General features: G+C 46.7%; 8 protein-coding genes and 2 pseudogenes. 4 read left to right on the top strand and 6 right to left on the bottom strand.

The features are described from left to right. Nucleotides 1-1,832: 1,832 nt before the first annotated feature. Nucleotides 1,833-3,104, bottom strand: a complete 1,272-nt coding sequence (locus ACFOLF_RS00450; protein ID WP_379219380.1) for an IS110 family transposase — start codon at nucleotides 3,102-3,104, stop codon at nucleotides 1,833-1,835. A gap of 274 nt (nucleotides 3,105-3,378) precedes the next feature. Continuing rightward, nucleotides 3,379-3,522: pseudogene (locus tag ACFOLF_RS00455) on the bottom strand (TetR/AcrR family transcriptional regulator); the annotation flags it as partial. A 492-nt stretch (nucleotides 3,523-4,014) separates the two neighbouring features. On the opposite strand from ACFOLF_RS00455, the gene ACFOLF_RS00460 reads away from it, so the two are divergent. Then, nucleotides 4,015-5,238, top strand: coding sequence for an IS110 family transposase (locus tag ACFOLF_RS00460; protein ID WP_379219382.1), 1,224 nt, complete (start codon nucleotides 4,015-4,017; stop codon nucleotides 5,236-5,238). 478 nt (nucleotides 5,239-5,716) lie between these two features. Here ACFOLF_RS00460 and ACFOLF_RS00465 read toward each other — a convergent pair whose 3' ends face one another. Further along, a complete protein-coding gene (locus ACFOLF_RS00465; RefSeq protein WP_210047210.1) occupies nucleotides 5,717-6,313 on the bottom strand; it encodes a TetR/AcrR family transcriptional regulator in 597 nt (198 codons plus the stop codon). A 196-nt stretch (nucleotides 6,314-6,509) separates the two neighbouring features. Between ACFOLF_RS00465 and ACFOLF_RS00470 the strand changes: the two genes are divergently transcribed. Together ACFOLF_RS00470 and ACFOLF_RS00475 are read left to right on the top strand one after the other, a co-directional pair. Further along, the gene (locus tag ACFOLF_RS00470) at nucleotides 6,510-7,469 is read left to right on the top strand and encodes an NADP-dependent oxidoreductase (protein ID WP_210047209.1); all 960 of its coding nucleotides are present in this window, start codon (nucleotides 6,510-6,512) and stop codon (nucleotides 7,467-7,469) included. Nucleotides 7,470-7,694: 225 nt separating this feature from the next. After that, nucleotides 7,695-7,911, top strand: a pseudogene (locus ACFOLF_RS00475) (IS110 family transposase); the annotation flags it as partial. Nucleotides 7,912-7,945: 34 nt separating this feature from the next. Here ACFOLF_RS00475 and ACFOLF_RS00480 read toward each other — a convergent pair. After that, entirely contained in the window at nucleotides 7,946-8,812 is an 867-nt protein-coding gene (locus tag ACFOLF_RS00480; protein WP_210047208.1) for an alpha/beta fold hydrolase, read from the bottom strand. A gap of 530 nt (nucleotides 8,813-9,342) precedes the next feature. Between ACFOLF_RS00480 and ACFOLF_RS00485 the strand changes: the two genes are divergently transcribed. Further along, nucleotides 9,343-10,493 (top strand): IS3 family transposase gene (locus tag ACFOLF_RS00485; protein ID WP_379114518.1). Its coding sequence is split into 2 segments (ribosomal slippage): nucleotides 9,343-9,595 and nucleotides 9,595-10,493, totalling 1,152 coding nucleotides; the frame shifts between segments, so codons are not numbered across the junction. 509 nt (nucleotides 10,494-11,002) lie between these two features. Here the strand turns inward: ACFOLF_RS00485 and tatC are convergent. Further along, nucleotides 11,003-11,734 (bottom strand): twin-arginine translocase subunit TatC, encoded by a 732-nt coding sequence (tatC, locus tag ACFOLF_RS00490; RefSeq protein ID WP_210040978.1) that lies wholly within the window; start codon nucleotides 11,732-11,734, stop codon nucleotides 11,003-11,005. A gap of 1 nt (nucleotide 11,735) precedes the next feature. Continuing rightward, nucleotides 11,736-11,954, bottom strand: a complete 219-nt coding sequence (locus ACFOLF_RS00495; protein ID WP_210040976.1) for a twin-arginine translocase TatA/TatE family subunit — start codon at nucleotides 11,952-11,954, stop codon at nucleotides 11,736-11,738. Nucleotides 11,955-11,993: the final 39 nt, after the last annotated feature.

Genomic DNA, 11,993 nt, shown 5'->3' on the forward strand with positions numbered 1-11,993 from the left:
ACTATAGAATCTTGTTTATTTGTCACTAGTTTTGTAAATTGTACGTTAAGTAATTATTAAATTTCTAAAATTCACGTGAATAATTCTTCACGTTCGCTTCAAAAATCCATAAACTCCCGAGCCGATCAATAAAAGGAGTTGTTCCAAAAGGTCAACATTTTTACCTGAGGGGTATTGCTCTTGGATAAACATCTTCGATACTGGTCCTCCGCTCTTGGTAACCTTTATTATGTGCCCGCGAGACTCCAGTTAAGGCTCGATTGAACTCTTCAATATGCTCTTTTGTTTTATGGCTGGAAAGGATCGTCAACGAGTATGAGTTGGGATTACACGACAACTACTCCTTTATGGAAAATATTTTCGTATAAATAAAACGAACAACATTAAAGCTTACCTGCTTTATCCGTTTCATGAGAAATGGACAAATGCCGGATATGCCAGCATACTACAGAATCTTTTTTATTTGTCACTAGTCTTGTAAACTGTACGTTAAGTAATTATGAATTTTTTGAAATCACGTGAATACTACTTTCACGTTCGCTTCAAAATCCATAAACTTCCGAGCCGATCAATAAAAGGAGTTGTCCCAAACGGTCAACGTTTTTACCTGAGTGGTATTGCTCTTGGATAAACATCTTCGATGCTGGTCCTCCACTCTTGGTAACCTTTATTATGTGCCCGCGAGACTCCAGTTAAGGCTCGAGTGAACTCATCAATATGCTCTTTTGTTATATGGCTAGAGAGGATTCGTCAAAGAATATGGGTTGGGGTTGCAAGACAACTACTCCTTTATGGAAAATATTTCCGTATAAATAAAACGAACAACATTATAGCTTACCTGCTTTATCCGTTTCATGAGAAATGGACAAATACCGGATATGCCAGCAGGCCAGCATACTATAGAATTTAGTTTGCTTGTCACTAGTTTTGTAAATTTTACGTAAAGAAATTATTAAATTTCTCGAATTTAATATCTTCATTCACGTTCGCTTATCACCTATAAAATCCCCGGCCAACACAACAAAAAGGAGTGTCCCAAAAGGCCTGATGGAAACCTTTGATTGAAGATAGAAAAACAAATAACCGTTCTTTTATTACAAAAAGAACGGTTTCTTGTACATCCGAATATATACCATGAACCACTTTCAATACTACGTCAGATCTAATCAATAAGGTGACTCGATAAATGAACAGGTATTCCATACAAACCCAATGCAAAATAGTACAGAAGCTGAGGTAATTTATAATTTAGTGGCTGTCTTGATGAACAAACAGTTTAGCAAGAACAGGTGAAGGCATTTATAAAGCATCTCATAACAGTAAAATTCTATTGCATTCTTACAATTCGTGATACCAGTCAGATACCTCTTTGAATTGCCCGTTACTGACCTATTGCCAAATGAAAAAGGAACAGCTGCCGCCGGCAAACTGCTCCAAGATACGTTGAACTCCCTCGGTACGATTAAGTTTTCTCACGAATGCTCGCTTATTCGCAGGATTCCACCCTTGATAGACATGGATGAAGGACGCTCGGGTGACCACTTCATAGACCTGGACAACATGGAGGCGTGAGGAAATAGAGGGGGAGATTGAAACCCCATATTCTTCCATATCCTGCACGTATTCTCCACGCCGTCCCTGGAGGTTCTCACTCCCATGCCTCAACGGGTCGATGCCCTTTCATTCCTTCGTTACGCCTATCCAAGGGGTGGAGGCCGGTCTTGCTATCGTTACGGGTCGGTGCCCTTTGGTTCAATGTATCCGGTACGCCGTGCTTTCTTTGAAATCCCGCGAATAAGCCAAAATTCGTGCAACGAAACGGTAGGTATCGATTAAGCTGCTAGCTGGATTGGCATGGTTTTAGGAGGGTTGTAGGCTTCGCCGCTGCGAGCCATTCCAACTAATATTCTCGCTAACTTGCCACACAACTTCATAATGGACCTCATTTTCTTCATCTTCTTCACCTGCACATTGTAGGCATGCATCGCTTTAAACTCCGGATTGTTCGCAACTAAACTCATCGTCATCATGAAGATGAAACGTCGGAGTCGGGATCGTCCTCGTTTACTAATCTTCATTTGTCCGGTCCATTTGCCTGAACTTGCTTCTGCGAGGTTGAGACCGGCATGTCGCAGTAAGGCATTCCCGTGAACAAAGCCACTTAAATCCCCCGCCTCGCCTAGAATACCAGCCAGTGAAATGGCGCTGATCCCTTTGACAGCAAGCATAAATTTCGCAAATGGAATCCGTTCTAAAACGGCAACAATCTCCGTCTCTACCGTTTCTAGCTGCAGGCAAGCAAGATCGTACTCATCGAGAAGCTGCTTCAAGTGAAGCTTGTAGGCATGCAAGGCCTGCTTAGAACCCACAGAACGGCTAGCAAGAGCGATAAGGGTTCGGGCTTTTCGCTCACCAGCATGCCGTTTCATGAGTGATTTCCAACCTTGTATGACATCTTGGGGCTGTAAGGTACACATGTCATCGGGCGTTGGAAAAAGACGAAGTGTGGCCAATGAACCGGTGCACATGATGTTCGTGAAGACTTGCCGCAGCTCCGGGAAAACCACGTCGACCCAGCGATGAATTTGGTTCTTCGCACTCACGAGTCTCTTCACGACAAAGTCGCGATTGGAGAGAAAGACACGTCGTTCTTCAAAGGCTGCTGGTGTTGTACGAGTGAAGGAGTAGTATCCGTTTTTGACCATGTCGGCGATGACCAGAGCATCCTTTTTATCGCTCTTTGAGGGCGTGTTGTCGCGGTTTTCTTTGTTCTTCTTTACAAGATGCGGATTGACGAGAACAACCTCAAACTGACGTTCGGCAAGCCACTTGGATACGTTAAGCCAGTAGTGTCCGGTAGGCTCCATGCCAACAATGGCCGCCGTTAAAGCATGGGCAGATTGTAGCGTCTGGATCCACCGAAGAAGATTGTGAAAACCTTCCTCATCATTCGAGAAGGATAGGGGATTACCAAGCACAATACCTCGAAAGTTCACAGCTCGTGCGACATGCGTTTGCTGGGCGATGTCAATCCCAACGACTAGATGTTGGGCCGTCATTTTTTCAAGGAGTTGATTTTGTTTGTCCTGCGATTTAAACTTCATAGTAGAGCGTCCTCCTGGATGATGGGATTTAAAGGGCTATGACCCGTTGCGTACTCCCATCGTACCGAGGCGCTCGTTTTTTTGCAAAGCAGTAATTTAATGCTCTACAGGAATGCTATCGTACCCGTTAGTTAAGAAAGCGGCAGCCCCTTCTGGCTGCCGCTTCGTCTTGGTTATTGAGCTATCGTACCCGTTATTTGAATGACTTATGACACGGTTTACCGTGCTGTCTATTCATCTATGCAAGTGGACGGGCGGGTGTAATCTCCTGAGTGTGGCGAAAAAGCGTCTTTTCACTCAAACCTGCCGCGGTGGCTATTTCCATGGTGGTTACACCGTTGTATCCTTTCTCCGCTATCAGATCGATCGCTGCTAACAACAACTTATGTTTGCTGCTCAGATTTTCACTACGGTTCACTTTCTTCCTCCTTCATTAAAATGACAGACAGTACTGACATACCATAATTTAATTTTTATTATTTGTAAAGGAAAAGTTCTGATTTTATTTTAGGGGTCTTGCGAATGCCAACGACTTTTCAAGTCAGGCAAGCAGCTGAGGAAGAAATTACACGTGGTAGCCTTCCAAATAGCTTTGCGAAGAAGCAAAGGGAACTGCCTAGCAGTCCTTTCGTCAAATGTCTTTTTAAGCTATCGTACCAGTTAGCCACCCATGCCCCTCTCGGGGCACCACAGAGTAATGAAAATTTTGGTGCGGCGTTTTATACTATATTTACGGCTGGTGAGGAAGGTCGTTACGCTATGGTGTCACGAACCCATCCGTTAGTCTGACTACGACGATCACGGTGCACCACGGTATGTCGCTCCTTTTGGGAAGCACGCGGGGTAGAGTAATCCTTTTCTGGTTGTTGCACCAGTCCTCAACTTTCATTGCCGTAGAAAGGTGAATGTTATGGATGTCCTGATCGAACGCGCTTGTGGTTTGGATGTTCACAAGAAGTCCATTACCGCTTGCGTCATGACTCCCGAAGGAAAGGAGATTAAGACCTTTCGTACGCATACGGTGTTCCTGCTGGATTTAATCGACTGGATCAAGCAGCATCGCTGTACGCACGTGGCCATGGAGAGTACCGGTGTTTACTGGAAACCCATCGTCAACCTGCTTGAAGCCGAGGAGATTCAATTCCTCGTCGTAAACGCACAGCACATTAAAGCTGTTCCCGGCAGGAAGACGGATGTGAAAGATGCCGAGTGGATCTGTAACCTTCTGCGTCATGGACTGCTCAAACCCAGCTACATTCCGGACCGTAACCAACGCGAACTCCGCGAATTAGTCCGTTACCGTCGCAGCCTGATTCAGGAACGCTCTCGTGAACATAACCGGATTCAGAAGGTCCTTGAAGGCGCCAACATTAAGCTCGCTGCTGTTGTCTCCGACATTATGGGCGTGAGCAGCCGCGATATGATGGGGGCCATGATCGAGGGAGAAGAAGATCCCGAAAAGCTGGCAGCTTTCGCGCGACGAACACTGAAGAAAAAGAAGGAAGAGTTGGAATTGGCCTTACGCGGCAACATGAGTGCCCACCAACGGATCATGCTGAAAACGATGCTCACACACGTCGATTTTCTGAATGAGCAGATTCTCGAACTGGATACGGAGGTAGCCAAACGGCTCGACCCTTTTCAGCAAGACATTGAGCGTCTAGATACCATTCCAGGGATCGGCCAACGAACCGCCGAACAAATCCTTGCCGAAGTTGGGACTGATGTCGGTTCACGCTTCCCATCTGCCGCTCATCTCTGTTCATGGGCGGGCCTCGTTCCAGGGCAAAATGAAAGTGCCGGAAAACGTAAATCCTCGAAAACTCGCAAAGGCAACAAATATCTCCGAGCGGCACTGATTGAAGTCGCCCATTCCGTATGTAGATCCGACAACTACCTAGGAGCACAGTACAGACGCATTGCCGCCCGAAAAGGCAGACACCGAGCAGCCGTAGCCGTCGCGCACTCCATCATGACCATTGTTTATTACGTTCTTACACGAAAAGAAGATTACAAAGATTTAGGAAGTCATTATTTTGAACAGCGACAACAAGAAGCGATCGTGAGACAAGCCGTACGAAAGCTTGAGAATCTTGGTTTTCAGGTAGCCCTCTCTAACTCGGAGGCCTCTTAGCGTTTCAATGTCTCATAGATTGCGAAGAAGCACAGTTTTTAAAAACCATAAAAGCTGGGTTTAGTTTCGTGCTGCCATTTTTAGGTCTGAGCTAATAGTAATTTTCGGGGTAGCGTAACGATATCAATCTAAGTGGTACGGATTAAGATTAATTCGTTAAGGTCCTTCTTGGGTTTATGAATTCTTCCCCTCATGATAGTTTTCCCATAGTGGACCGATGTATTTTTCTAATGTATTTACAACGTCATCTCTTCGGCTCTCTTCGACATTTACAGTGTCATTAGAAATATCATTTCTAATTCGTATGAGCACAAATAAAGGGGGTAATGCAGCCTCACGGAGAGCCTTTATCAAGTGTTCTTCTTGTGGAGTTATATCCATAGTGTATCATTTTCCTTTCTAAGTAGATTTCTGCATATAAACTAATTATAAACCCTGGCTCAGTGTCAGGGGCAAGAGGAGGTAAGCTATTCATCCACTATCGTTTCTCATGGACAAAGTCCATTTTAGCTCCTTCAGTTAGAACGGTCAGCACGCGGGCGGTCATCTCGTCCACGCTGATGTCCTCGTAACTTTTGCCCCACTGAACCGCTGCCCCGAAGATCGCCCAACTCGTCATGAGCGCCATCGTATCGACTGGAACTTGTCTGTCGGCTCGAGCCTTCTGGATCTGCACAAGCCAGTGCCTCAGCAATTCAGCCAGCTCGTCTCGGACCGATCGTTCAAACAGCGGATCGACGGTATCGACCGGACTGCAGCGGCCATAAAGCGACCGTACGTGCTCCAGCACCGTTTGAACCAAAATGCTCAAATGCTCCGTACGCCAGCCGGAATCCGCCGGCAGCTTCCGCTCCAGCAGATGTCGGAACTTACCTCGGATGGACTGTTCCAGCAGCGCGAATTTGTCTGGAAAGTGTGTATAGAATGTCCCTCGGTGCAAATCCGCCCGATCGGCGATATCCTGGATCGTCATCGCAGTAAATCCCTTCTCCCGCATCAGCTTTTCGAACGACTGCTTTAACAGACGCTGTGAACGATTGCGCCGTCTATCCGTTTCCTTCTTTTCACTTTCCATAGCATGCACCATCCCTTGCTCTACGAATTCGAACAGTTATCCCGGCTGGCCCGACAAAACAGCCGTTTTGTCAGGTAACCGACATTCAGGCACCACTGTCCGTTGTTTCCGGGCTATACTTTTCCTACTATTGTAATGAACGGAGTTGAATTATTCAATTCAACGAAATGAAAAGAAAAGAAAAGAGGGAGTAAACATGGCAATAGGAATGCCTGAGACAATGAGAGCGATCCGCTATTATTCCTTCGGAGGGCCTGACGTACTGCGTTTGGAAGAAGCGCCCGTTCCGAACGCCGGCATAGGCGAGGCCATCATCCGCGTTCATGCCGTCGGCGTCAATCCCGGCGATTGGCAGATCCGTTCGGGTTTGGCCGGCGATCGGTTCGAACTGCCTTATACCCCCGGCTGGGACGTGTCAGGAATCGTTGTGAGTATAGGGGATGGAGTGACCAGCTTCCGCCCGGGCGACGCCGTCTACGGCATGACCACCAATAGCGGGGGATGCGCGGAATACGTCGCCGTGCCGGCCGGAAATCTAGCACTGAAGCCTAGATCGATCAATTTCGTAGAAGCGGCGGCTTTACCCCAGTCCGGCTTCACAGCTTGGCATGCGTTGTTCGTCCAGGGGAAGCTGGAGTCGGGTCAGACCGTGTTGATCAACGGCGCCGCCGGAGGAGTCGGTCACCTGGCTGTTCAGCTGGCCCGATGGAAGGGCGCGAGCATCATCGGAGCCGCTTCCGCCCGTAACGAGCCGTTCCTGTGCGAATTGGGCGTCGATCGGTTCGTAGACTATGCGGCTGCTCTGCCGACGGCCATCGCACGGAGCGCGGACCTTGTCCTCGACACGGCCGGCGGTAACCAAGGGGATTGGCTGCTCGATACGCTAAAGCCAGGAGGCCAGCTTGTGCCCATCGCATGGGGGAGCTACTCGTCTGAGCAAGCGACGAATGCGTCGGTTACCGTCCACGAAGTGCAGTATCCACTGATAACGTCGGCTTATTTGGAGGAATTGGCCCGACTGATTGACACAAAATGGCTTAACGTGACGATCGATTCTATATTTCCTTTAGAGGAGACGGCCAACGCGCACATTAAAAGTGAAAGTCACCGGGCACGCGGCAAAATCGTAATCCGCGTTTTTTCTGAACTGCAATAAAGCAATACGAGCAAAGGCTGCCGGTCATGCTGGCAGCCTTGTCCTGGATCTTTACTCAATTATCGTACCCATCGTATTATGAGGTCAGCCAGTTTTTACTGGTTGACCACTTTGCTTTACGCGGTGTATGTATCGGTAACCGGGGCAGAACGATCGTATCCGTGGGAGGAAATCCCGTCGCTAAAACTGTTCGCCTCCTAATTGTGGAAACCACGTTTAGGCTGGGATGCCTACCAACTGTGCGAGCTTTATTACAAGAGGCGTTTGAAACCCATAAACAAAGAACCTTCGTCACCTGACACGACAGCACGATTCCATTACTCCTATGTATGTTCAGGCTAAGCTTCACTTCCAGGCAGTATTAGACCAAGTCTTCCCCGATTATAGAGGGATTTTCGGGGACTTGTACCTCTTAAACCCCTTTACTCTTAAGAAAAGATATGAGACTGAGATTCCTGGGTAGTCAGAGTCCGTGATCATTCTTCTAGATCAGATTCATTGAAGAAGCTGCGCAGCACCTCCGCTACAATTGCTGGCTTGCCGCCATCGTCTGGTCCTGAATGATCCAGACCGGGGAATTCCATAGATTTAACGCGTGGTATGACAGCTGATAGTTTCTTGATAACTATTTTAAAGTATCCCGGACTTTTGCTGCCACCCATTATTAGCGATTTAGCCCGGACATTTTTAAAAGTCTTAAACGTTTCTTCTGTTTCCCTTATTAGCAGATTGTCATAATGAAATGTAGGGATTAGCTCTTTCAGCGGTACATCACCCTTGGGCTCATTGCTTTTGCTTCGTGCGGTGAGCTTTAAAAGCGGCAGCAATATGAACCGCGGTATGATGTTTAGGATTGGAGATATTCCGAGCCCCTTTATAATAGTAATGAATGCCGAAACTAACTTACCCTCAGCAATCTCCTGCTCATAGCGAGGTACAAACTTGTTTAACACTGAAGTTATTGAGAGCGGGGGTTCGAAGAGTGCGACTTTGTGAATGGCCGGCAGGTTGAGTGCTGAATACAGTGAAATAACCGCCCCCGAGCTCAGCCCAAACACATAGTGAGCACCGGTCTTACGGAGAAGGGCATCAAGATCTTCGCATTCCTTCCGAATGCTGTAGTTTTCGCCAGGTGGCCCGCTTAAACCTCGACCACGGCGGTCGGGTAGATACACCGTAAATTCATCTGACAGAGCCGTGGCAAGCAGCATAAAGTTTTGCGCAGCTTGCAAGCCACCATGCATGATAACAAGGCCTGGACCTCGGCCTAGCTGTCGATAGCCAATCGTAGTCCCATCTTTAGATGTTATGCATCCGATAGTGTAAGCTTTCTGGGTAATCATTTTTACGACACCTTTTCTCTTTGGTTTATAGGATTTTTCAATCCCTTCATAAGGATAAGGTATCATAGAATTTTGAATTGATTGTGAACAATGGCATATGGACTATCCACTTTTCATAGCCTCACGCCGCGTGGCAAGCTTCCCACTAACGTACCCGTTAGCCACCCATGCCCCTCGCGGGGCACCACAGAATCATGAAAATGAAGCCCATTCATTTTATACTAATCTTACGGCTGGCGAGGGAGGTCGATCAACGATGGTCTTGCGAACCCATCCGTTAGTCTGACTTAGGCGACCTTGGTGCACCACGGAATGTCGCTCCCTTTTGGGAAGCACGCAGGGTAGATTAATCCTTTTTGGTTGTTGCACCAGCCCTCGAATTCGGTTTGCCGTAAAATGGTGAGTTTCATGGATGTTCTCATTGAACGAGCTTGCGGCTTGGATGTTCACAAGAAGAGCATTGAAGTTAGACTGAGTAGTAGACACAGATTATACTAGATTCAAATAGATGAGCGGAGGACACTGTGTCTATGAAACAGATCAAGTATGATGAAGCGTACAAGAAGCAAACAGTTAAATATATAAAGGAGAGTGGGAAGTCGGTAGCAGAGATCGGTCGCGAGTTGAAGATTAATGCAAATACATTATATGGCTGGGAGAAAAGGTATGGCAGTGAGCCGGAAATCGTTGCTGTACAAGCCCTAGTCCCAGAAGATCAGAGAATAAAAGAGATGCAAAAATACATTCGTGATCTTCAAGAGGAGAACGAAATCTTAAAAAAGGCGATGCACTTCTTTGCGAAAGACCGTCGGTAAGATATACGTTCATCCACGAACACCGCTCCGAGTACCGATTGGAGAAGATGTGCTGCATAATGAAAGTCTCTCGTAGCGGCTATTACAAATGGCTAGGGCGCCCTGAGAGTGAACGTAAGCGTCAGCACAAGGAATGGACGGAACAAATCAAGGAAGTATACGATGAGAATAGGCAACTTTATGGAAGCCCGAAAATCACCGAACGGTTGCATCAACAGGGTGTCAAAATCTCTCGTCGTACCGTTACTCGTATCATGAAGGAGAATGGAATACGGTCCAAGACCGTAAAGAAATACAAAGCGACAACCAATTCTAAGCACTCCCTACCGGTTCAAGAAAATGTAATGAACCAAGAGTTTACTGCAAGTAAACCGAATGAGAAGTGGGTTACAGATATTACATATATCCCCACTGATGAGGGTTGGCTTTATTTGGCGAGCGTACTCGATCTATACTCACGTAAGATTGTCGGCTGGCACATGAGTGAACGGATGACGAAAGAGCTTGTACTACAGGCATTGAGACAGGCCCACGGTCGTCAACAGCCAAGTACAGGATTGTTGCACCACTCGGATCGCGGAAGTCAGTACGCATCCCATGATTACCAGAAGCAACTCAACACATATGAAATGACCGGTAGCATGAGTCGCAAGGGAAACTGTTACGATAACGCCTGCATCGAGTCATTTCACAGCGTTCTAAAGAAAGAACTGATTTATCTCAATAAATACCAAACGCGCGAAGAAGCGAAAAAGAGTATCTTTGAATACATCGAAGTTTTTTACAACAACCAACGTATCCATTCTACGATAGGGTATAACACGCCTTCTGACTACGAACGTATGTACCCCGGTCAGGCAGCGTAAGAAAAAAATCTGTGTCTACTATCTTGACAGAGGTCCACATTACAGCTCGCATCGTTACACCTGAAGGAAAGGAGATGAAGACATTTCGTACACACACGGTCTTCATCATAGAACTAATCGATTGGATTAAGGGACGGTTCTGGTCAATGTCCAGGATCAGGACGGCACGGAAGTGTTGATTAAATTGCAGGCGAAGCTTTCATTTACAGCGTCTCAGGGGTGCTTAAAATTAACCTGTTTCATCATCAGAGGCAGCCTTGGACTTACTCGTAATTGGATGCCTCTTTTAGCTGTCCTGTAACTGTCCAAGAGGGGTATACCATATCATATTAACGCTGGGAAGTGTTAAATTAGATGGACATAGAAACGGCTGTCGAGACTTTCTCGACAGCCTGACAAGCAGAAAACGCTTGTTTTTTATTTCTTTGAAAAAAGTATAACCGCAATTTGGTTAGCGTCCTTTTATTACCGGTATTCATAAAATTAAAGATGAGGACACTTAGTCCGGGTCACTGCTCGCTCTGAAGATTCAGCTGTTTCCGGTACACGACCTTGGAAATCGCGATGCTGATTTCGTACAGCAAGAACAGCGGTACCGTTACAACCAGATCGGATAAAATATCCGGAGGCGTAATCGCAACAGCGACGATTAGGAGCAAGAAATAAGCGAGTTTACGCGCTTTAGCAAGGCGATGCGGATTCAGAATGCCAAGACGGGTCAGAAACATAACGACCGCAGGCATTTCAAACAGCAAACCGAACGGCACGGTCATATGAATCATGAACGTAAAATACTTATCCGCTGTATACATCGCATTAAAATCAGCCGCTGCCATCTGATTCATGAAGGAGAGCACCATTGGAAATAGAATAAGATAACCGAAGCTGATGCCAATCATGAACAATATTGTCAATCCTGGAATGAACAAGAGAGTTGCTCGCCGAGCTTGCTCGGAAAGAGCCGGCTTCACAAACTTCCAGATTTGATAAGCGGCTATCGGGATCGTAACCGCGAGTGCAAACACGCCCGCTATCATAAAATAGACCCACATCACATCAGACGGCCCAAGAATAACCAGCTTCTCATCCATTCCGCGCACGAGCCATTGATAGATATCCCGCACATAGAGGAAAGAGGCAACCATTGCGACCAGAAACGCAAGCAAGGTTCGAATAAGCCTCTTCCGCATCTCTTCAAGGTGTTCCATTACATTCATCTGTTTATTGCTGTCTGTACCCATGCTACTTGCCAACCTCAATAGATGTCTTCGAAGACTCGGTATCGCTCTTTCCTTCTTCAGCAGAATCGCCATTAACGAGTCCGCGCGTAGCACCTTTAAACTCATTTAGCGTTCTGCCGACAGCTCGTCCAAGCTCAGGAAGCTTGGACGGCCCGAATATAATAAGCGCTATCACCAATATCAAGACAAGACCGCCAATTCCAATGTTTCCAAACGGCATAACCATTCATCTCCTCAGACTATTATAGGTCAGGTCAGC

This window comes from Paenibacillus sepulcri (genome assembly GCF_042647105.1).
Classification (GTDB): Bacteria; Bacillota; Bacilli; order Paenibacillales; family Paenibacillaceae; genus Paenibacillus_Z; species Paenibacillus_Z sepulcri.